The sequence below is a fragment of the Bacillus tuaregi genome (genome assembly GCF_900104575.1).
In the GTDB taxonomy this organism is placed as follows: domain Bacteria; phylum Bacillota; class Bacilli; order Bacillales; family Cytobacillaceae; genus Bacillus_BD; species Bacillus_BD tuaregi.
Genome location: NZ_LT629731.1, coordinates 2,468,144 through 2,488,781, shown reverse-complemented (window position 1 = coordinate 2,488,781; position 20,638 = coordinate 2,468,144). Strand labels below are relative to the sequence as shown.

Sequence of the window (20,638 nt, the reverse complement as noted above, 5' to 3'; positions counted from 1 at the left end):
TTTTGTTTTTTGTATTATCTCAATAAAAATATAATACAGGGTGATTAAATGAGATTTTTCTTAAAATTAAATGTTGTTAGTATTCTGTATGCCTTGATGATATTTATTCCCATTGAACTTGTGTTTAATGTGTATCGTATTAGTAGATTAACAAGCTGGAAGATAGACAATGTAATCATTGTAACTGGAATAACGAATATTGTTGTATTCATATTTTGCACTATACTCCTTATCCGCTTAACAAAAAGGTGGCTGGAAGGGAGGAAAGCGAACTTTTGGACAATCATCCTTTGGTTTCCATACTTTATTCTTCTCATTTATATATTTGCATCCCTGTTCCCGCTGACAAATGGAGGCGATTACCCAAATCCTGTTACTGGTCTTTTGGCAATAGGTGGGTTGATTGTTTTTCCAATCTATATACTAATTATCAATTTCGTAGGTTTCGGAAGCGATGATAGAACAATAGAAGTAACTTAATGAAGGGATATTTGTGTAGGGATGTACTTAAATAAACTAGGGAAACTCTTTAAGAAGCAGGAAATTCTTTTTTTGATTAAAGTACAGAACGGAGCTTAGCAATTTTGTGATGAAGTGAATTAACTAAGTTTGTTTAGTCTTGAATTAGATGGTATAGGCACTAACTATGTGGACGGAATCAAAAGTGGACAAGAACTACGGCAATAGTTAGAAGAATATGTAGTTAAACTGAAAAAGTCGAATAATGGCTCTGATTAGATCATATGGGGTGGTGGAAGCATGAAGAAACCTGTAAAGATTATAGTAAGTATTTTAGGTATTATTTTATTGGGAATTCCTATTTTATTCATTTCTTTTTATATCAGTATGATGCCAGATGGCGAAAAAGAGGACATGATAAGAGATGAAGCTGAACAATATATAAATCAGACTTTTAAAAATCATTTCGAAGTGTACGACACATTGTACGATAATATGGGTAACTTTGAATTTGAATACGCAGCAAAGGTGCGAGATAAGGTAAATAATATTGAATTCTTAATCTATCATGACAGTGAAACAGGGCAACTGGTTGATACTTACGTTGCTGATAAATGGGTAAATGAGTTAAAAAATGACATACGCCAGTACATAGATGCGAATTTTAAAGAAGTTACGGATTTCCATGCTTTCTTTGATGATGAAATAGGTAAAGAATTAAATATTGATCCTTTAAATTCTGGAAGTTTCAAAGAGTATCATGTTGCTCCGACTATCCGAATTACCATTTCAAGGACAAAGGGTAACCAAGATGACGAACTTTTTAATACGTTCATCTCCTTTTTGAAAAATGAAAATATACTTGAGCATGGGACTGTTATTGTGGCTTATATTGATGCAAAGGGCGTAATATTGGATGAGGATTGGAGTAAAGAATTTTAATAAAATATGATTTAGAGAGATTTGTAATAAATTAAATCTATTCTCCAGCACCATCGCCACCATCACCTATATCCTCATTATCATCATTGATCATTTCATTATCGCTATCTTTGAACAAATAATCATTAATTTTTTCAATTAATGATTTCTTTTGTTCATTTTGTTTATCTTCAAGTAAATCATCGGAACTACTTATTAAAAAAGTTTGAAGTGAATAGGTTTGAGTAGCTTGTCTTCTATGGTTTTTCAAAATAATGAAAAGTATTAAGAACGCAATTAAAAGAAATTTAAGCAACGAACATCAACTCCTTACCTTGTCCTTTAATTAAAGTTATGCGATTACTAGCTAGATATTCCACGAAGGATGTAATAACGTTGAATAAGGAGTTAAACCAATTTTCCAAAATATGTTTTATAGTGTAATAAGGGTTAGGGGGAAATGTATTTTAAAGGGAAGTTTTTAATGATATTTTCTGCGTAAGCCCGAATTCAAACAACGCATATAAATAGAGCTACACCTCCGGTACTATATTTATATCAATATAGAAGGAGGTGCTTTTCTTATGCCACAAGAAAAATTGACAATTGTCCCCGTTACACTTCTTCCCGAAAGCAGATCTACAGCCCCATCTATATCCTCGTTATCAGATTCCTCTGGCAGTTGTTGTACAATTAAAACTGCAAATGTTGAGGTCTCCTTTTATAATGGCGTAGAGGAGCAGGTCATCCAAACGATCATGAGGGAGTTGAAACATTGGTGAAACATGATTATACGGATGTGAAGAATATCTATATCATTTGTGGAAAAACGGATATGCGAAAGGGAATCGACGGCTTAGCTACTCTGATTCAGGATTCTTTTGAATTAGATCCTTATGGTGATTCTATTTTTTTATTTTCCGGTTGGAAGAAAGATCGATATAAATGTCTATATTTTGACGGAAATGGCTTCGCCATGCTTTATAAGCGTTTGGATAATGGGAAACTACAATGGCCTAAAGATGAACAAGAAGTGCGTAATTTGTCTCAGCAGGAACTTCGTTGGTTATTAGAAGGTTTAGCGATTCAACAGCCAAAAGCGATTCCGCCATCGCCAAAAAGTGCATTCTAAATTTTATAATTCTATCTTTATTCTACCGTTCGAACTGGTTATAATAGGAAGAGCGAAATTGAACGGAAAGTGGTGAATGATATGGCGAACGCTTCTTCAAAAAATGAAAGCCAGCAAGATAAGATAATTAGGCTTCTCGAAGAGCAATTGGCTCATTCAAATCAACAAAACAAAGAATTATCTAAACAAATTGAAGCGTTAACCGATCAAGTACGCCATTTAACTAAGCTTTTATATGGATCAAAAACAGAGAAATCCAAATACAATTCACCTGACGGACAAACATCATTATTTGATGATGAACCGTCTTTTAGTGAACCTGAGCAGACAGGAGAACAAAGCCAACAGACGATTTCTTATACTGTTGTACGAAAAATTCAAAAGAAAAAACGGAATGATTCATTGCATGATGGTATTGAAATAGAAGCAGTTCATCATCATCCGGAAAATACTACCTGTGACTGTTGCCAAGTCCAAATGATTGAAATAGGCAGTACAATCGTACGTGAAGAAGCTGAATTTATTCCTGCCAGAATGAAGAAAATACAACACATTGAGCATGCTTATGAATGTAAAAATTGCAAAAGTGATCTATCTCAAAAAGCGCAAATTAAACGTGGCAAAGCACCGCAACCTCCCATTCAACGAAGCATTGCAGGGCCAAGCGTTCTTGCCAAAGTAATACATGATAAGTTTTCACTATACTTGCCACTTTACCGGCAGGTAAAGGAATGGGATCGTTATGGTCTAAGTACCAATGATAAGAACCTTTCAAATTGGGTTATTCGTGCATCACATGATTGGCTATTGCCTATTTACGAACATATGAAGCATTTAATGATGGCTAAATCGCTAATGCATGTCGATGAAACCTATGCGCAAATTGTCAACCGATCCGATGGGAAATCTGGACAAACTAATGCATATAATTGGGTGTTTCGAAGTGTGCCGAGCCAAGGGCCAATAATAACTCTTTTTCAAAGCTCGTTATCACGTGCTCGATCTGTCCTTGAGAGTTTCATTGAAGGTTTTTCCGGAACGATTATTTGTGATGGTTATTCTGCCTATGACAAAATAGAAGGTGTCGCTTTCGCAAATTGTCTCGCGCACATTCGTCGCTACTGGTTAAAAGTAGTCAGTAAAAATGGACAAATCGGCGTAAAATATTGTGATGATTTATACCGGCTTGAAAGGAAATTCAAGCATTTGTCTCCTAGTAAGCGAAGAAAGAAACGCCAGAAGTATTCTAAGCCAATCGTTAAGGAATTCCTAGACTGGCTTGAGAGATCACCGTTTTATGGCAAAAATGTGCTAGCAAAGGCAGCTGATTATACATTAAACAGAGCGAATGGTCTAAAAGCATTTTTATACGATGGTCGTATCGAAATTGACAATAATCCAGCTGAAAATGCCATCCGTCCAAGTGTAATTGGCCGCAAGAACTGGATTCACTCAGTTAGTGAGGCCGGCGCAAAGGCCAATGCCATCTGTTTAAGTATTGCAGAAACTGCAAAAGCAAACGGTGTGGATTTTTATCGATATCTATTGAAGTTACTGACGGATCTACCTAATCTAGATATCTATCAACAACCGGAAATATTAAATCGATATATGCCTTGGTCAAAAATGATCCAAGCTGAATGTGGAAATAAAGTGAAATAACCGTACGTCTGATAAAAAATATCATGATTTACGGTTATTTGTCATGCGTACCGAAAAGGTGCGCTTATTTTTATATTTCGGGCTTACTTTTCTGCAGTTATCGTATTTTTCATTTTGTTTGTTCCAAACACTCTTGCAAGTTCATCATCAGTTATAAGTGAAGGAAAAGCTATGGGGTATGAGTACACTGTAACAAAAGAACAAAATACATTTTCTTGGAAGATTGGTTGCAAAGGGGATACATCTATAATCGAAGAGAACGTAGAGAATAAGGATGATTTAGAAAACTTTATGATTGCTGTTGGTGATAGTAAAGTAGAATTAGTAGAACTAATTATATCTGTATCATACTTTTTAATTGTTATTGTAACTACGTTTATTCTTTATAAGAAAAATAGAAAGATACTTAAAGGTGGCAGTGCCATTATTACTGTATTAGCGGGTATTGCAATGTATAATGCGTTCGTTACTTCTTTTGATTTAAGTAGCTCATTACAAGATGCAAAATACTATTATTTGACACTAACTAATTAAAGTAATTGTTTCAAGCGTATATGGTAATTTTAGTGGAAAGGGAGGTTTAGATTGAAAAAAGCAAACTTGGGGTCATTTATCTTTTCGATCATTTGTATTCTATTATTTTTGATAGTTTCTTTTTCAAATGGAATTGATCATTCTTTTACCGGTTTACATCCATTAAACATGGTCATATATTTTACATTGGCAACATTAGTGTTTGGAGTAATTGGCTTTTCTGGAGTTCAAGATTGGAAAGGGGTGATAAGGAGTATAGCAACAGTAATTATTACGCTGGGATTATCAGCATTTTTGATGGTCATTATATTTTTCGGAAGTTTGTTAAGATAAACTGACGTTTCTACAATAGGCAAATACGCTTTTTACTTACGTGTTAGAATAGAATGGAACAAAATTCTAAGAAGTAAAAAGTAATAATGCTTGTAAATAATTGGGGGTACTTAAAAGTGAGAGTACTATTAGAACTACTCCGTATAATTTTTATATTTATACTTCTTGGTGGTTTGGGTTGGGAAATCATAGGAAATATTTATACAATCAACGAAGTAACAGAGAGATACTCGTGGTTTGGTGGAGTAGCGATATTGTTAATACTTTTTGTTTTATATAGAAATAAACTACAATTCTCTGGCTGGTACAAAGGAAAGTGTAGAGAAAAGCTTCCAAAGACTGTTTCATTAATGCTAATCTGGGTTTCAATTTTGCTAATCATATCACCAATTATTTTAGGTTTGATATTAATAAGGAGTTAAAAACAGTTATGACTCAATACATATATATTGCTTCACCAATGAAGCTGCCTCAAGGTTCGTTCGGTTCAAATCCCGTGTCTTCTGAACAACCCAATGTCTTTAAAAGTAATTTAGACTTTACACATCTTTATTTTGAAAATAATTACGATAGCAAACTGAAACGAAAAATTTCATATAGTCCCCATTTCTCATTCATTCACCAAGTTGCAGTGTACGTTAATTATATCCCATTTAAGTATCGATTAAAGGGAAAACCGGAAGAAGAAAAGTGTTTAAAAATATTATATTCTTATTTGGAAGAAGCCCTTCAATCCAGTGGAATTGTAGAGTATTTTACTTCTCTCAGCGGCAAAGAGGATTTTGAAATTTCGAAAAGGAGAAGCATCCGTTGGAGGGAAGTAAAAACACCCTATGACCTAGTATTGGAAGACCGTGAGTTTTGGGAAATTACATTATAAAAGACAAAATACCGTCTTTTGAACTGGTGCAAGTAGCTGTAAAAAATTATTCAAGAAAAGGGAGCGATTGTTCAATTAGAGCAGTCGCTTTTTCACTAACGGTGCAAAGCACAATAAGGTAATTAATTTTTTTGTGAGAGCAGAGGTTGAGTATGAAACAATTATATTTGTCATTAAAAGAAGCAGGTTTAATGTTTAAAGGGCATACAGAACAGGGAGAGATTGATTTCATTCTTCTTGAAACCTACGAGAATGGAACGATCACATCAGTGGATGTAAATACATTCGAAACGCTTTTCGGGGATGTAGAAGGGAATCCGACCTATGAAGCAATGTCAGGTTCTCATACTTTAAAATTTGAAGCTACTCAATACACTATGACTGCTGAGGAAATGGGCTACCAAAAGTATTTGGATCAATGGAAAGAGCAAGGATTGTTTAACGAGGCAGATTAATGAAAGGAAAAATATGCTCCGAATATAAGGTGAAATACGGTAATGTTGATGTAGGGGTGCATGTGTGAAAATCTTTAAAAAATATTCATATATTATCTATTTTGTTATATTGTATATAGTCCTTATTGCTTTTGATTACATTAACAATAATGATTTCAATTGGTTTGAGAATTTAATTCAATCAACATTTTATGTTCTGTTCCTTATGTTTTTTAATTGGGCATTAAATGATAAGGATAATAATAAGAATGAAAAAAATACATGAATTATTAAAATACAAAATAAACATTCTTCAACGGGTGCGTTAGTCAAACAAGACTTAATAATTTTAAGTATTCCATTAAAGGGCGCAATTCTTCAGTAGAATTGTGCTTTTTCTTTAGGTTAAGGGCCATTAAATAGAATAAGTAAAGCTGAAGGTTGTTAATTAAAGGTGATATAATTAAATAAATTACTTTGATTAAGGAGACTAATGGTTTTGGATGCAAAAAGTATTAAATTCTACGAATTCGGCAGTCCTAAAGATGTGTTAAAAGTTGAATATAAAGCTATTGGACCACCAAAAGATAATGAAGTTCTTGTACGTATGTTAGCTCGCCCAATAAATCCCTCTGACTTAATACCGATTAGAGGATCTTATGCTCACAGAATTTCTTTACCTAATATTCCGGGTTATGAAGGAGTAGGTATTGTAGAAGAAATAGGTCCTTTAGTTTCTAAAAATCTTATTGGTAAACGTATATTACCTTTACGTGGGGAAGGTACGTGGCAAGAATTCGTTAAAACATCAGTAGAATATGCAGTTTGCATACCTGATACTATTGATGATTTTACGGCAGCACAGATGTATATAAATCCAATGACAGCATGGGTGGTTTGTACGGAAGTATTAAAATTAAGAACGAATGATGTTTTATTGGTTAATGCGTGCGGATCTGCTATTGGGCATATTTTTGCTCAATTATCTAAGATTTTAGGTTTTCGATTGATTGCAGTGACGAGAAATAATAAATATACAGAAGATTTACTGCATCTCGGCTCTTTTTATGTAATCGATACTTCTAAATTTCTACTCCACGAAACAGTTATGAAATTAACAAATGGAATGGGTGCAGATGCTGCTATCGATTCCGTTGGAGGTTCATCTGGAAACGACTTGGCTTTTAGTGTCCGTCCTAATGGGAACTTTATAACCATTGGCCTTTTATCAGGGATACAAGTAAACTGGTCAGATATTGTAAATAAAGCAAAGGTGAATGCGAATATATTTCATTTACGGAATTGGAATAAAAATGTTTCGGCAGACAAATGGCAAGAAACTTTTAGTCATTTAATAAGGCTAGTAGCTGATAAAAAATTACGTTTGATGATGGTAGATTCTCAGTATGGCTTATCGGATGTAAAAAAGGCTATTGATGTTGTTGAATCTTCTAAAATAACTAAAGGGAAAGTATTTCTAACAAGCTATTGAGGTAATTCTTCTTTAAGTAAAGAGTATTTATTTTAAAGAAGTTTAGTTTAAGTAATAATTTTCAGCAATCAGGTGCGATACGAGAGCAATGATGGACTGTTGCAGTCCTTTTTTCTTGGTCTTTAATCAATAAAAAGGTAGTTTAGTATATTAAAAAGGTAGAAAGTTTTGTTATCATTTAATGGAAAGAGAATACCTAATAAGTGGGTGTTATCAATGAATTGGGTAGAAGTAATAAATAATAAAGATATTGAAGAAGTTTTGGATAAATTTGGATATTTCCATGATAGTTGTTTAAAGGAATTGTATATGTGGACTGATAGCTATGTTGGTGAAAATTTGTCGATGGGCATGTCACCGGAACTGGATACTAATGTTCGAATCCTTTTTCAAAGACAGTATAATGACCCTTCGGCAATAGAATTATTGTTTGAAGGGGTAACTCAATTTCATATCGTGCCAAGTCCAATTAATTACGACTCAATCATTTATGATGCTAAACTAATTTTACATAAAGGCTTATTTTATTGGGCAAATGACCTTGATTGGGAACCAGAAGATAATAATAATGGTACAATCAGCTGGATTGCTGCTAAGAGTTTAAAATGGCGTGATGCTAGTTCATGGATGGGAAAACAAAATAGATATGGCGTAATTAACGAAAACTAAAGTATTTCTTTATTCTAAAATTGGGTGTAAGAAATAAACGGTAATAGACTGCTACAGTAGTCCATTTTTCTCGGTCTTTAAACCAATATAGGGCAGATTCTTGAAGAGGAAATGATAAAATATTAATAACTATTTCGAAATTGAATTGCAGGGTGAAGGTCATGATTGTTTATAGCGTACAAAAGTTGGCAGCCTACAAATTGATGCGAGAACAGGGATACTTAGAAGGAAATATTGAATTTTCAATGTTTCCTGAAGAATATAAATGGATGATGGAACAAATAGAAAAGAGGCTCCCTGACTATAATGGTCAGGAAGCCCCGATATGGGTGTGGGAACGTCAAGTTAATCGAAACGAAAGATCCCTATTGCCAAAAGGAACTAAAGGAGTCATTTTAAAGCTAGATATACCTGAAAAGGATATACTTTGGTCTTCATTTGAGGAATGGCATACTATATTAAATAATAGTCCAATCACTTTTGATATGATTGAATGGGAAGAGTTTGAAAAACGTGAGTTCCCTATTAAAGATGTAAGAGAAACTTGGGAAAGGTTATTTGATATGGATTGGCTGGCAAGCCGGCCTAAAGAATGGGCTGGTAATATTCAAGAACAATGGTTGCAAGGAGCTACTACAAGAATAACTATGGAGCAGATAATCAAGGTAGAACGTTTTATTGCTAAATAAATGAAGGTGTTTATTGGATCGGAGAAAATAGGTCTCATAATATATGGTTTCAAAACTTAGAAGGAAGTTACAGTTATTCCGACTTTTCAAGTTTTTACGAGGATAAAGAACCGAAAGACGTAGATGAGGGAACTTTAAAAGAAAACGCAAAAAAAATCGGAATAGATATTCCTCAAGGGCGTGCATTTCCAAAAAGTCGAAACTGGTACTTATAAGTGGATCGTAGATAAAAACTAACGAAGTAAATTGTTTTATAAATTAAATAACGTTATTACCTACAACTTTAATTAAGGGTGAATTAACATGAATTTAGTAATATTGGACACGATATTTTCTGTTGTGAAACTGCCACCAACAGAAGAAATACCATCTTGGGCGGGCAAAGGCGAATTTACTTCGATTACACGTACAAACGAAGAACTATCTATTGTATGTCCAACATCTAATATCCCCAACAGCCTTCTAATTGACGTGGAGCATGATTGGAAATACATAAAAGTAGAGGGTATATTGGAGTTTGGGTTAACAGGAATATTATCTTCTTTAGCTAACCCGTTGGCGGAAAACAATATAAGTATTTTTGCTATTTCTACTTTTAATACGGACTACTTGTTGATTAAAGTGCATTCCATAGAAAAAGCAAAACTAGTATTGGAGAATGCTGGGCATACATTTATTTAGTGATAAAGATACTCAACGAACAGACCTTTAATGGTACAATGAAAAAAGCCTAAATTCTAGATTAATACTGAGGATTTAGGCTTTTTTATAATTGGATTTCCTTAACGTTGTAAATCCGTATTTTCCTAACGCTACCCCATTATGAAATAAAATCACTGAACCGTCGCTGTTCTCTGCTGGCAGAATATTTAAATAACTACACTTTGCATATAGAATTTCTTTTAGAAATCCATCCATTACGACATCCGCTCCCAATTGCAACTTTGTCATACAAACGTGAAAATACGGAACAACCTTTTCTACAAACATGTTACAACTTCCCTTTAGAACTATTAGATTAGACACATTAAAATAATATTGCTTTTACAAACCATAACAAAACTAGGATAATTGAAATAGGTATAAAACATTAATGTTTTACATAGAAAATGAGGCCAAAAGATCTTTAATCCTAATAAATTAATAGGAAGACTTAATTTTAGTATAAAGAAAAACTAAGGAAGAAGGGGAGGTTTAGGAGAGAATGCCGCAATTCGCGTATATTCCATATTCAGATGAAAATAGAAAACTATTTCCTAATGGTAAAATTGAGGAATTTCAAGGAAAAAAGGTGATAGGGTTCGATAGTATGACAATATCACCAGAAGAACGAGATTTAGTGAGAAAGCCGGGTAATTGGTTTTACTGCTACTCCTGCGACACAGAAATGTATTTTGTGCCGGGTAAGGTAAAAAACAGTCGCTTTGCTCATAAAAAATTAAAACACTGTTTTCAAGCAGATAGTTTAGCTCATTCTTCTACTAAAAAAGCTTTATTTTGGCTATTTGAAAAGGAAAAATATCACGTTAAAACTGAGCAAAGATTCAAAACAAAAAGTTTCGCTCCCGTGGCAGATGTCGCTGTCAAAACAAAGACAAAAGAAGATGTTTTAGTAGTAGAAGTGCAAGCCAGTAATACAATTAGCTGCGCGTCCATAGCACAGAGAACAAATGCGTATGCAAGCGTAGGGATTCCAACTGCATGGGTTATTGTTTTGGATAGTTTTTTTGGAAGTGACGAGGATGGAGGTATCGCTCAATATACAGGAACATTCTTAACTGAATATATTCGCCATGATGACGGAACCACTACGATGCAATATAATGAGTTACCATTTGGGGAAGAAACAGTATTCACCTACATAGGAAAACGCAAAAAAAATTTCACGTTGATAATGGACACATATCATTATGTGATTGCAGTAAATCATGCTGGCAATTTTCACTTAATTAGAAGGGATCCTAGTGTTTTGACGACAAAGATTGAAGCCGAATTAAGGGGAGAAAAATGGAATAGTGAAAATGATAATTTTTTTATTAGTCGCATTCCACAAGAAAATATTGTTCAAACACTCTTAAACACCCAAATTCGAAATATAGATTACGAGCCTAAGCGAAAAGAAGCATTGGAGAAAAGTGACGAATTTTTAGGAGATGAAGGAAATCATTTAACGGACGAGATCGAATTTAAGGAATATAGCATTGATTATGATCGAGCTAAACAGCTTGAAAAAGAACGTCTATTAAAAGAAATACCTCTTGATTCCATTGAGTTAATAAATGAACAATATGAAGCTATTAAAGAAGTATACGAGCGAATCGAAGAAGAAAAAAGACAAAAGGCTTTACAAGTGTTAAAACAACAAGAAGAGAAAAAAAGGGCTGAACAAGAAGCCTTAGCTCTATTACATTTAAAAGATATATATGAGCAAAGGGAAGAGACTAATCGTTTGAAATATGAACCGCTCCTAAAAAAATATAATGACGGTTATTTTAAAGAAAAAGAGCAACTATTAACTAACTTTCGACGTGTTCAATTTACTATACAGGAACTGAGAGATCGTAATAGTGAATTAATTCGAGATTTTGAACAAAAAGTAGCCGAAAAGAGAAGAGCAGCACTCCGGGCAGAAGAAGAAAGAAGTAGGAAAGAAAAAATAGCAGAAGAAGAAAAAAGAAAACAAAATGAAAAAAAACAGAGAGTTAAAAGTGAACAAGTATTTTACATATTGGAGCTTATTCAAAGAATGGAAAAAACCAGTGGGCTTATTTTTTCGAAATTCATCACAGAAGTCGAAAATGAATACAACAAACCTCTTGAGGAATTTAAAATTTATGATTTAGAGAAGGTATTCTATAAATTAGAAGAACGTTATAAAGAACTAAAAAGAATAGATCCTTTACAACAAACAATATTCTCGAAAGAATATGAGGAAAAATACCGTCCATCTTATATTTTATCCAAACAAATTAGTTTTTTTGATTTTTAATAAGGTATTCATATCAGGTTAATGTGAATAGTTTAATCTTTAATCAATGATTTAGAATTGATTATTTATCAAACAACAAGAGAAGGTGTCAGGAATTGAATACTAGCAAAATTGAAGAAATTGCAGTGGCAGCAATTAAAAATGAAATTTTACGTAGCGATTATCTTGCTAATGAAATTCCCGTAAATGATAAAACACCATCTTGGGACGGAGAAATATGGGTATACGACAACTCAAGACAGACGAAAGATACACTCTTTGGGAAAGTACCTGTTCAAGTTAAAGGAAGAAAAGTACTAAAAATTAATAAGGATGTAAAATTTTCAATAGGTAAAGCTGACTTGGAAAATTATTATAATAATGGTGGAGTTATTTTCTTTGTTGTAGAAATTGTATCAATTGAACAAACTCAAATCTTTTACCTAGACTTGTTGCCTATCGATTTAAAGAGAATTTTAATTGATTTGGGTGATAAAAAATCAGTTACACAAACTTTTAAAAAACTTGGTACAGAAAATAGAGCATTGGAATTCATTTGCCGAAATTTTATCTTTCATAGCAGACAACAGGGTTTATCATTATTAATCGATAAAGAGATTAATTATGATAACATAAAAATAAAGGTTTTTACCCCTTCATCAGTCGATATAACAAATTATCTGCTTGATAATGAAGCATATGCATATGGACATATTGAAAGCCTGAATTTAGATATTCCTCTATACAAAATGCATATTAAGGAGATAGCTGAAGAAGCCGAACTATGGGTTGGAACAAATGATGAAAAACGTTATACCGAAATTGTTAGGATAATAAAAAAGAATACAGTATCCTTGAAATTTGGGTATGGTTTTGAAATGATACTTCCAAAAGATTTTGCTGGTGGGCAGGAATCAAATGACGAATTCAAAATCAATTTCAATGAAAAGGGTCCAATTCAGGACCGTATTAGAGACTTGAAATTTATGTTAGAGATAATTTCAACTAAATCAATTAATATTAACGGTTCAATTATCCAATTAAACAAATATGAAGGTGACTCAAGGTTTAAAGGTTTATCCAGTTATCTTCAAAAGCTTGAAGATATAGTGGAAACTTTTAATAGATTAAATATTGATTTTAATGAGGATTTGAACAGTCTTACAAAAAACGATTGGAATACCATAAATGCATTGGTTCAGATTGTTTTACACAAAAATTATAAACCTATAAAATCAAACAAAGAAAATCCATTTCTGCACTTTAGAGTTGCTAATCTGAAAGTTGTATTGTTTACTACTCAAGTTAAGTCTGAGAAAATAGTATTTAACCTGTTCAATTTTGAGGCTTTAAAACAGTATTTGAGAATTCAGGTTATATTGGAGGATGGCACTGAGAGGGTAGAACATAGTCCATTTTTATTATTTGACCCTTTATATCTGCTGGAAATAAGCAATTTCGATTATAATGTTGTTGAAGCCTCTTTCAAATCAATGGAGTATAAAAGTAATTTAAGTTCAGTATTGGCAAATGATTATATGTTAAAAATACTGAATTATTATGATAACCACACTAACAGAAGAGAAATTTTAAACTTAACATTTAATATCTTTTGTTATTTAGAAAAAGCTAATTCAGATAGTATAATATATTTCTTAAATAAAATGCAGGTTATCAGAAGAATGAGAGATTTTACACCTAGAGAAAAAGAAATCCTTATCGAACGAAAACTTCAAAATACGCATATAACAGATATAATGTGCGCTCTTTCGATATTATCAGACAGTAAAATCGAGTTTGAAGTATACTTTGACAAGTTATCGAAAGAGGATCAAGAAAAGTTTTACACTTATCCAATTTATAACTTAGCGAAACTTTGGTATTTAAAGTAACTATCAGTCAGCAATTAATTCGATTTGTATGTAATAGCTCCAAAAGTGGGGATACTCTATTTCTTTTAGTCGTAAGCGTCAAATAAGATGATATTATATAAAATAAAAGGACTGAAAAAATGGCAAAATATATATCAGAAAATTGCTTTGAATATATTAATTGGCAGTCCGTTTATATTGAGAAAGTCAAAGTTGAAAATAACAATCTATTCCTAGTATTAGAATGTGTTGAATTAACAAAGGAACACCCTCTAAATCCATTTGATGATGAACGTGAAACAAACGAGTTAGTATTAGCTTTTTATGATTTCGAAGTTTTAGATTCGGGTTATTATGATTGTTCACAAGTTCAAAAACAAACAATTAATATTGCTAAAGATTGTACTTACATTGAGATTCCACTATTAAAGTTAATTAATGACTTTACAATTGTTACTGAAAATATAAAAGGTAAAAATAAATCCTCTTTTGTACAAACATTCGAGGGCTTTGCTTGGAGTTTCGGAGAAGATGCTTGGGGTTATTTTAAACTCCGATATAAACGGATGGAAATAACGTGGGACTCTTTTTATAACGAGTGATAAAAAAATGCTTATTCAACTAATGAGCGATTATACAATAAGAAATAAAGTTAAAGAGCCTAAAATATGCAAGGTTTTATTCACTGCTTGTATATTTAGGCTCTTTTCTATTCATAAAATATACTGCCATAAAGTAAGCCCGAATTATAAAAATAAGCGCACCTTTCCGGTATGCATGACAAATAGCCGTATATCATGACTTTTTTTGTCAGATGTACGGCTATTTCATGTTAATTCCACATTCAGCTTGGATCATTTTTGACCAAGGCATATATTGATTTAAAATATCCGATTGTTGATAGATATCTAGATTAGGTAAATCCGTCAGTAACTTCAATAGATAGCGATAAAAATCCACACCATTTGCTTTTGCAGTTTCTGCAATACTTAAACAGATGGCATTGGCCTTTGCGCCAGCCTCACTTACTGAGTGGATCCAGTTCTTTCGGCCCACTACACTTGGACGGATGGCATTTTCAGCTGGATTATTATCAATTTCAATACGACCATCCATCAAAAATGCTTTTAAACCATTCGCTCTGTTTAAGGTATATTCTGCTGCCTTCGCAAGCGCATTTTTGCCGAAGAATGGGGATTTTTCAACCCAGTCTAGAAATTCCTCAAGGATTGGCCTTGAGTATTTTTGTCGTTTTTTTCTGCGCTTACTTGGAGACAAGTGTTTGAATTGCCTTTCCAATCGATATAATTCATCGCAATATTTTACACCGATATGTCCGTTTTTGCTCTCCACTTTTAACCAATAGCGACGAACGTGCGCAAGGCAATTGGCGAAAGTGACACCTTCAATTTTGTCATAGGCAGAATAACCATCACAAATAATCGTTCCGGAAAATCCTTTAATGAAATTTTCAAGAACAGATCGACCACGTGATAATGAACTTTGAAATAGAGTTATTATTGGTCCTTGACTCGGCACACTTCGAAATACCCAATTATAAGCATTGGTTTGTCCAGATTTCCCATCGGATCGATTGATAATTTGTGCATATGTTTCATCGACATGCATGAGCGATTTAGACATCATTAAATGCTTCATATTCTCGTAAATAGGCAATAGCCAATCATGCGATGCACGAATAACCCAATTTGAAAGGTTCTTATCATTAGTACTCAGACCAGAACGATCCCATTCCTTTACCTGTCGGTATAGTGGTAAGTATAGTGAAAACTTATCATGTATTACTTTGGCAAGAACGCTTGGACCAGCGATACTACGTTGAATGGGAGGTTGCGGTGCTTTTCCACGTTTTATTTGCGCTTTTTGAGATAGATCACTTTTACAATTCTTACATTCATATGCATGCTCAATATGTTGTATTTTCTTCATTCTGGCAGGAATAAATTCAGCCTCTTCACGTACGATTGAACTGCCTATTTCAATCATTTGGTCTTGGCAACAGTCACAAGTCGTATTTTCCGGATGATGGTGGATAGCTTCTACTTCAATGCCATCATGCAGTGAATCATTTCGTTTTTTCTTTTGAACTTTTCGTACAACAGTATAAGAAATAGTCTGTTGGCTTTGTTCTTCTGTGTGCTCAGGTTCGCTAAAAACCGGGTCATCATCAAATAACGTACCTTGCCCGTCTGGTGCGTTATATTTCGTTTTTTCAGTTTTTGATCCATATAAAAGCTTAGTTAAATGGCGTACTTGATCGGTTAATGCTTCAATCTGTTTCGATAATTCTTTGTTTTGTTGATTTGAATGAGCCAACTGCTCTTCAAGCAGCCGAATTATTTTCTCGTTCTGATTTTCATTCGTAGAAGAAGCTTTCACCATATCATTCACCACTTTCCGTTCGTTTTCGTTCTTATTATTATAACCAGTTCGAACGTGGAGATAAAGAAAAAATAATAGTGTTTAAAAAGTTCCTTTTTCCGATGATTGAATAGCTTTTGGTTGCTGAATAGCTAAGCCTTCGAGCAGCCACCTGAGCTGTTTTTGGGATAGATTACGTACTGCTTGTTCATCTTTAGGCCATTGTAACTTCCCATTATCTAAACGCTTATAGAGAAGGGCAAAACCATCTCCATCAAAATATAAACATTTATATCTATCTTTCTTCCATCCGGAAAAAAGAAATATCGAATCCCCATAAGGATCTAATTCAAGAGAATCTTGAACCAGGGCAGCTAATCCGTCAATGCCCTTTCTCATATCCGTTTTTCCACAAACAATATAGATATTTTTCACATCCGTATAATCATGTTTCACCAATGCTTCAACTCCCTCATGATTGTTAGGATGATGTGCTCGTCTACACCATTATAAAAGAGGATTTCCGCATTTGCTGTTTTGATTGTGCAGATGCTAGAGGAAGAGCTGGTTGGTGGTGACACGGAGTTACTTTTATTTTCAGGAAGAAGTGTAACGGGAACCATAGTCAGTTTTTGATCTGGCATATGAAAAGCACCTCCCTTTAATATTGATATGATCATATTACAGGAGGTGCAGCTCTATTTATATGCGTCGTTTGAATACGGGCTTACGCCATAAACGGCATTTCTTGTGTTTTTTCCAACTTTGTTTGAATTGGGGCTTTACTCTAATCTCAGGCAAACAAAAGATTATTGAAGAGTTCGTGATATGAATGAATTAATCAAACTACTTGATAAAAATTTGATTTGTGCAGATTTTGTGACTCAACTAACACTGGAAAGAACCACTTCTTGATTGCCAAATACAACTGGTGTTTATTTAAAGTTGTAATACTTTTTTTCTGCAGCTTTTTCTGATACTCCACAGATTGGAAAATACGTTTCAGGAATGGAATATAATCCAGAATGCATATCTTTTCAATCGGGTACATCTCCCCCTAGTTTTGGTAGTGGCAGATTACTGTAATAACATCTACCTTTTTGAAGTTTATACGTATAATCAATTACTTGTTCAAGTTCTTCATGTGAACTAATGCTTTTTCCTATGTCTGAAAAGCACTATATGATGAAATTAAAGCAAAGTTTGGATAGATGATCTCATTAGATACAAAATTCTGACTCCTAAATTACATATTACAGATAAGAATTTAAAAAACTTTTCTTATTTCCTATCAATCCTCATAAAAAGTTGAGAAAATACTAGTAAATAAATGATTGAGGTGGTTAGCATGGAAAAAGTTTTCTTCCATCCTGAAAGGGATAAAATAAAAAACATTCCAGTTTTTACAAACTATTATCAATATCAAGCTATAACATATTTTCTACGCGTTGCAGAACATCTTGAACCTCAATTTACTAAAGACTTAGATGATATTATTCCCTTGTATACAGAAACAGAAAAAATTCATGAAATGCAAAGAGAGAATAATCGTAGTTTTATAGATGATTGGGATGTATTTGAAAAGGCAAACACACATTATAATGCCCATTTACTCAAGTTGAAAGAAACGATCATAAATTGGGCTAAAAAATATAATTTAGTTGATGACTTGATGGGGAATAAAATATTTTTAGAAATTGCTGTATGGGCTATTCCAGATAAAAGGGATCACCCTAAGAGTGTTGACGAGTGGAATGAGTTTTTCAGCAAAATAGGTAGAGAGACACCAAGAGATTTTCTTAATTGGTCAATAACAGATCCTGTTTATATAGAGGATGAATGTGAAGATGTAGAAAAAGTAAGAAATGATGACGAGATCTTTTCAGGAAAGGAGTTTCCATTCCTTTTTACTCCCAGTCTTCAAAATTTATATCAATATAAGATTCTAGATGAAATGGAAGATGCAGCAAGTGATTATGAAAATATACGGGAGAGTTATGGGCTAGATATATATTATGCATTAAAAGGAGAAAAGGAGAAAATTGGAAATTTTACCTTTTGTGAAGGGTGGGATCCGCGAAATGACACTTGGAGTGAATTTGAAAAAATGCTAGATGTAGCCTATAAAAAATATAAAGAATTGTATAGAAAACGTACGGAAGCACATATGAAGAAAATGGGTTATGTAGAGGGAAAAGAAAAAAGAAGTTTGGAGCATTTTGAATGGTTAGTAAGGTATCAAGTTCAAAAATGGAATATCAAAGAGATTGCTGATCATTATAGCAAAAGAGAGAGAGTTTTGGGGGGAGATACGATAAAAAAAGCACTAGTAAGTACTGCCGACATGGTAGGTCTCCAACTTAGAAAATAAGCATTCGTATTTTATATTACTAAACACCAAAACTATATATAGTAATAAAAGAAAGTTTGTTCCTGCTATATTTAGTAGTTTTGGTTTTGTAGAGTGATATAATATATTCTATAGGTGGGAAGGAATTTCCATTATATATTTTTGAAAGGGGCAAGAATAGAATGGCAAAATCCAACTCTAGAAAAACATCAAGCTCTAAACTTGCAAGCAAGGCTTCAAGGGTTTTAAAAAGTAAAAGTTCAAGCAAGACAGCCAAAAGCTTAGCTGGCTCTGTATTATCTCAAGCAAAAGGTAAGTAAGATTACGAACAAAAATATAAATCTAAACCCCTAATAACCATAATTATGATTATTAGGGGTTTTTTATTTAAACAAAATATAGTGGCATTAGGGAGAAAAGGAGACGGTCAGTAAACATAAGTTTGTTTTTATAAGTGGATGATTCAGATGTTGGTATTCCTTTTTTACGAACTATAAATATTAATTATAAGAGTGGTAAAAGGCTTGTTTGAACGAACAAAATATGATAGTAAAATAAGTGTATAAGGTTCTTTCCTATGTACTTTTAATTTTAATAATAATTAAGTAGTCTTTTGGACTTGAGAAAATTAATAGTCTATCAAAAGCCCTTCTGTAACGAAAAATAGTTATTCAAAATAATTGGATCAAAAATGATTAAGGATGAACAATCCCACGAAGAAAAGTTAGGATGTTCAAAACAGGTACTGGTTTCTTCTAATCCATTTTCAGTAAGGTAAATACCATTCCAATCCTTATTTAATTCTTCAAAGTCAATACAGTTTAAAGAAATTTCACTTATTAAGGGATTGCTGTATTTAATACAGTAGAAAGAGATAAGTTTATTATAATCAGCTTTATTTTTTATTATAAAAATATTAGGATGATCAGTTAAGATATATATATAATTATTGGGTTTCAAAGAATACCCGTTACTCTTAGCCAACCAATGCCAATGACTAGGAAATTTCTGATTTGGAGTATACTCTGAAAGCCAAAAACCGCCTTTTGGTTTGTTAATGTATAAGCGTTGTTGATTCCGAACCAGATGAAAATTATGTAAGGAGAACGGCTCTTTACCATTATTAATCCACTTTTTTGGGAGAATTTTAATCACCTCTAATTCTTACAAATTTAAGAGCAAAACCTTTATGTATAAAGTCTCTCATTGACGTACATTTTTATAAAAGATCATTTGCATCTAATCAAATTTTAACAGATTTTTTTGCAATAAAATATTAAAAGAAGAGGAAGAAAATTATGGAATGGACTGTTGTACTAGCTAAAATTGCTGAAGTTATTTCCAAACCAGCCTACGAAACTTGGTTTAAGAACACTGAAATTGAAATAAAAGATGATATTGTTTTTGTAAAAGCTCCAAACAGTTTTACTAAAGAGTGGTTAGAAGGCCGTTATAAAAACCTTATTTTTGATTCAATCCGAGAAGTCGCGGGAAGAACCTATGAAATTGAAATTATTTCTTCTGATGAGCAGACGCCTTCAAATCATGCTGATTTTCGTTATACAAGTGAATTAACCAGTTATGATAAGTTAAAACAGCTAGTGGAGGAACAGAGCGAGTTAATTCTGCAGCAACAGGAAAAAATAGGCGAATTGGAGAAAAGGATAGATCGGTTGGAACAACTTCAGCAGAATAAATTGTGAGTTTTAATAAAGCAACAAAGTGGAGAATTGTAATATGTTTTCTGAAGTTAGACATTGAGCTTTAAGAAAGCCTTTAATTGCGAATGGAATTATTAAAATAATAAAGGAAACAAGCAGAAGTCATCTTTCTTAATTTCTAGCTATAATTTAAAAGAATAG

Annotated in this window: 24 protein-coding genes; 18 read left to right on the top strand and 6 right to left on the bottom strand. The window is 33.1% G+C overall.

Going from position 1 to position 20,638, the window contains the following annotated elements:
* Positions 1–48 precede the first annotated feature (48 nt).
* Together BQ5321_RS14225 and BQ5321_RS14220 are read left to right on the top strand one after the other, a co-directional pair.
* Positions 49–480: a hypothetical protein gene (locus BQ5321_RS14225; RefSeq protein WP_071395103.1), complete on the top strand. Its 432-nt coding sequence runs from the start codon at positions 49–51 to the stop codon at positions 478–480.
* A gap of 279 nt (positions 481–759) precedes the next feature.
* The gene (locus BQ5321_RS14220; RefSeq protein ID WP_071395102.1) at positions 760–1,401 is read left to right on the top strand and encodes a hypothetical protein; all 642 of its coding nucleotides are present in this window, start codon (positions 760–762) and stop codon (positions 1,399–1,401) included.
* 37 nt (positions 1,402–1,438) lie between these two features.
* Here the strand turns inward: BQ5321_RS14220 and BQ5321_RS14215 are convergent, their stop codons facing one another.
* Positions 1,439–1,696: a hypothetical protein gene (locus BQ5321_RS14215; protein ID WP_071395101.1), complete on the bottom strand. Its 258-nt coding sequence runs from the start codon at positions 1,694–1,696 to the stop codon at positions 1,439–1,441.
* A gap of 462 nt (positions 1,697–2,158) precedes the next feature.
* Between BQ5321_RS14215 and tnpB (BQ5321_RS14205) the strand changes: the two genes are divergently transcribed.
* The 10 genes from tnpB (BQ5321_RS14205) (at position 2,159) to BQ5321_RS14150 (ending at position 9,886) form a co-directional block, all read left to right on the top strand.
* The gene (gene tnpB / locus BQ5321_RS14205) at positions 2,159–2,512 is read left to right on the top strand and encodes an IS66 family insertion sequence element accessory protein TnpB (protein ID WP_139187805.1); all 354 of its coding nucleotides are present in this window, start codon (positions 2,159–2,161) and stop codon (positions 2,510–2,512) included.
* Positions 2,513–2,593: 81 nt separating this feature from the next.
* Positions 2,594–4,174 carry an IS66 family transposase gene (tnpC, locus tag BQ5321_RS14200; protein ID WP_071395098.1) on the top strand — a complete coding sequence of 527 codons (1,581 nt, stop codon included), beginning with the start codon at positions 2,594–2,596 and terminating at the stop codon, positions 4,172–4,174.
* Positions 4,175–4,345: 171 nt separating this feature from the next.
* Positions 4,346–4,708 carry a hypothetical protein gene (locus tag BQ5321_RS14195; RefSeq protein WP_071395097.1) on the top strand — a complete coding sequence of 121 codons (363 nt, stop codon included), beginning with the start codon at positions 4,346–4,348 and terminating at the stop codon, positions 4,706–4,708.
* A 51-nt stretch (positions 4,709–4,759) separates the two neighbouring features.
* A complete protein-coding gene (locus BQ5321_RS14190) occupies positions 4,760–5,041 on the top strand; it encodes a hypothetical protein (RefSeq protein ID WP_071395096.1) in 282 nt (93 codons plus the stop codon).
* 430 nt (positions 5,042–5,471) lie between these two features.
* Entirely contained in the window at positions 5,472–5,921 is a 450-nt protein-coding gene (locus BQ5321_RS14180; RefSeq protein WP_071395094.1) for a hypothetical protein, read from the top strand.
* 152 nt (positions 5,922–6,073) lie between these two features.
* Entirely contained in the window at positions 6,074–6,376 is a 303-nt protein-coding gene (locus tag BQ5321_RS14175) for a hypothetical protein (RefSeq protein WP_071395093.1), read from the top strand.
* Positions 6,377–6,854: 478 nt separating this feature from the next.
* Positions 6,855–7,847, top strand: a complete 993-nt coding sequence (locus tag BQ5321_RS14165) for a zinc-dependent alcohol dehydrogenase family protein (RefSeq protein ID WP_139187804.1) — start codon at positions 6,855–6,857, stop codon at positions 7,845–7,847.
* Positions 7,848–8,063: 216 nt separating this feature from the next.
* The gene (locus tag BQ5321_RS14160) at positions 8,064–8,516 is read left to right on the top strand and encodes a hypothetical protein (protein ID WP_071395091.1); all 453 of its coding nucleotides are present in this window, start codon (positions 8,064–8,066) and stop codon (positions 8,514–8,516) included.
* Positions 8,517–8,677: 161 nt separating this feature from the next.
* A complete protein-coding gene (locus BQ5321_RS14155; RefSeq protein WP_071395090.1) occupies positions 8,678–9,205 on the top strand; it encodes a DUF3841 domain-containing protein in 528 nt (175 codons plus the stop codon).
* A 303-nt stretch (positions 9,206–9,508) separates the two neighbouring features.
* On the top strand, positions 9,509–9,886 hold the full coding sequence (locus tag BQ5321_RS14150; RefSeq protein ID WP_071395089.1) for an ACT domain-containing protein: 378 nt from the start codon (positions 9,509–9,511) through the stop codon (positions 9,884–9,886).
* Positions 9,887–9,961: 75 nt separating this feature from the next.
* Here the strand turns inward: BQ5321_RS14150 and BQ5321_RS14145 are convergent, their stop codons facing one another.
* The gene (locus BQ5321_RS14145; RefSeq protein ID WP_071395088.1) at positions 9,962–10,195 is read right to left on the bottom strand and encodes a hypothetical protein; all 234 of its coding nucleotides are present in this window, start codon (positions 10,193–10,195) and stop codon (positions 9,962–9,964) included.
* Between the two features lie 214 nt (positions 10,196–10,409).
* Here BQ5321_RS14145 and BQ5321_RS14140 point away from each other — a divergent pair, with 214 nt between their 5' ends.
* The 3 genes from BQ5321_RS14140 (at position 10,410) to BQ5321_RS14130 (ending at position 14,646) form a co-directional block, all read left to right on the top strand.
* Entirely contained in the window at positions 10,410–12,194 is a 1,785-nt protein-coding gene (locus BQ5321_RS14140) for a competence protein CoiA family protein (RefSeq protein ID WP_071395087.1), read from the top strand.
* Between the two features lie 95 nt (positions 12,195–12,289).
* Entirely contained in the window at positions 12,290–14,065 is a 1,776-nt protein-coding gene (locus BQ5321_RS14135) for a hypothetical protein (protein ID WP_071395086.1), read from the top strand.
* A gap of 119 nt (positions 14,066–14,184) precedes the next feature.
* Entirely contained in the window at positions 14,185–14,646 is a 462-nt protein-coding gene (locus BQ5321_RS14130) for a hypothetical protein (protein WP_071395085.1), read from the top strand.
* 220 nt (positions 14,647–14,866) lie between these two features.
* Here the strand turns inward: BQ5321_RS14130 and tnpC (BQ5321_RS14125) are convergent, their stop codons facing one another.
* From tnpC (BQ5321_RS14125) to BQ5321_RS14115, 3 genes are all read right to left on the bottom strand, one after another.
* Positions 14,867–16,447, bottom strand: coding sequence for an IS66 family transposase (gene tnpC / locus BQ5321_RS14125; protein ID WP_071392719.1), 1,581 nt, complete (start codon positions 16,445–16,447; stop codon positions 14,867–14,869).
* 81 nt (positions 16,448–16,528) lie between these two features.
* A complete protein-coding gene (gene tnpB, locus BQ5321_RS14120; RefSeq protein WP_200798700.1) occupies positions 16,529–16,882 on the bottom strand; it encodes an IS66 family insertion sequence element accessory protein TnpB in 354 nt (117 codons plus the stop codon).
* Positions 16,879–17,070: a hypothetical protein gene (locus tag BQ5321_RS14115; RefSeq protein ID WP_071395084.1), complete on the bottom strand. Its 192-nt coding sequence runs from the start codon at positions 17,068–17,070 to the stop codon at positions 16,879–16,881. The genes tnpB (BQ5321_RS14120) and BQ5321_RS14115 overlap by 4 nt, the downstream gene beginning before the upstream one ends.
* A 704-nt stretch (positions 17,071–17,774) precedes the next feature.
* On the opposite strand from BQ5321_RS14115, the gene BQ5321_RS14105 reads away from it, so the two are divergent.
* Both BQ5321_RS14105 and BQ5321_RS24465 read left to right on the top strand, forming a co-directional pair.
* Positions 17,775–18,797: a hypothetical protein gene (locus BQ5321_RS14105; protein WP_071395082.1), complete on the top strand. Its 1,023-nt coding sequence runs from the start codon at positions 17,775–17,777 to the stop codon at positions 18,795–18,797.
* A 161-nt stretch (positions 18,798–18,958) separates the two neighbouring features.
* Entirely contained in the window at positions 18,959–19,096 is a 138-nt protein-coding gene (locus BQ5321_RS24465) for a hypothetical protein (protein ID WP_187143746.1), read from the top strand.
* Positions 19,097–19,415: 319 nt separating this feature from the next.
* Here BQ5321_RS24465 and BQ5321_RS24075 read toward each other — a convergent pair whose 3' ends face one another.
* Positions 19,416–19,931 (bottom strand): hypothetical protein, encoded by a 516-nt coding sequence (locus BQ5321_RS24075; protein WP_139187803.1) that lies wholly within the window; start codon positions 19,929–19,931, stop codon positions 19,416–19,418.
* Positions 19,932–20,074: 143 nt separating this feature from the next.
* Here BQ5321_RS24075 and BQ5321_RS14095 point away from each other — a divergent pair, with 143 nt between their 5' ends.
* A complete protein-coding gene (locus BQ5321_RS14095; protein WP_071395080.1) occupies positions 20,075–20,479 on the top strand; it encodes a DnaA N-terminal domain-containing protein in 405 nt (134 codons plus the stop codon).
* The last annotated feature ends 159 nt before the right edge of the window (positions 20,480–20,638 follow it).

What these genes read in the sequence shown, in the direction of transcription:
- BQ5321_RS14150 (WP_071395089.1), top strand. Translation starts at nt 9,509, where the DNA reads ATGAATTTAGTAATATTGGACACGATATTTTCTGTTGTGAAACTGCCA.
- BQ5321_RS14115 (WP_071395084.1), bottom strand. Translation starts at nt 17,070, where the DNA reads ATGCCAGATCAAAAACTGACTATGGTTCCCGTTACACTTCTTCCTGAA.
- BQ5321_RS14130 (WP_071395085.1), top strand. Translation starts at nt 14,185, where the DNA reads ATGGCAAAATATATATCAGAAAATTGCTTTGAATATATTAATTGGCAG.
- BQ5321_RS14195 (WP_071395097.1), top strand. Translation starts at nt 4,346, where the DNA reads ATGGGGTATGAGTACACTGTAACAAAAGAACAAAATACATTTTCTTGG.
- BQ5321_RS14160 (WP_071395091.1), top strand. Translation starts at nt 8,064, where the DNA reads ATGAATTGGGTAGAAGTAATAAATAATAAAGATATTGAAGAAGTTTTG.
- BQ5321_RS14180 (WP_071395094.1), top strand. Translation starts at nt 5,472, where the DNA reads ATGACTCAATACATATATATTGCTTCACCAATGAAGCTGCCTCAAGGT.
- BQ5321_RS14095 (WP_071395080.1), top strand. Translation starts at nt 20,075, where the DNA reads ATGGAATGGACTGTTGTACTAGCTAAAATTGCTGAAGTTATTTCCAAA.
- BQ5321_RS14220 (WP_071395102.1), top strand. Translation starts at nt 760, where the DNA reads ATGAAGAAACCTGTAAAGATTATAGTAAGTATTTTAGGTATTATTTTA.
- BQ5321_RS14225 (WP_071395103.1), top strand. Translation starts at nt 49, where the DNA reads ATGAGATTTTTCTTAAAATTAAATGTTGTTAGTATTCTGTATGCCTTG.
- BQ5321_RS14155 (WP_071395090.1), top strand. Translation starts at nt 8,678, where the DNA reads ATGATTGTTTATAGCGTACAAAAGTTGGCAGCCTACAAATTGATGCGA.
- BQ5321_RS14105 (WP_071395082.1), top strand. Translation starts at nt 17,775, where the DNA reads ATGGAAAAAGTTTTCTTCCATCCTGAAAGGGATAAAATAAAAAACATT.
- BQ5321_RS14145 (WP_071395088.1), bottom strand. Translation starts at nt 10,195, where the DNA reads ATGTTTGTAGAAAAGGTTGTTCCGTATTTTCACGTTTGTATGACAAAG.
- tnpC (WP_071395098.1), top strand. Translation starts at nt 2,594, where the DNA reads ATGGCGAACGCTTCTTCAAAAAATGAAAGCCAGCAAGATAAGATAATT.
- BQ5321_RS24465 (WP_187143746.1), top strand. Translation starts at nt 18,959, where the DNA reads ATGGCAAAATCCAACTCTAGAAAAACATCAAGCTCTAAACTTGCAAGC.
- BQ5321_RS14140 (WP_071395087.1), top strand. Translation starts at nt 10,410, where the DNA reads ATGCCGCAATTCGCGTATATTCCATATTCAGATGAAAATAGAAAACTA.
- BQ5321_RS14175 (WP_071395093.1), top strand. Translation starts at nt 6,074, where the DNA reads ATGAAACAATTATATTTGTCATTAAAAGAAGCAGGTTTAATGTTTAAA.
- tnpC (WP_071392719.1), bottom strand. Translation starts at nt 16,447, where the DNA reads ATGGTGAAAGCTTCTTCTACGAATGAAAATCAGAACGAGAAAATAATT.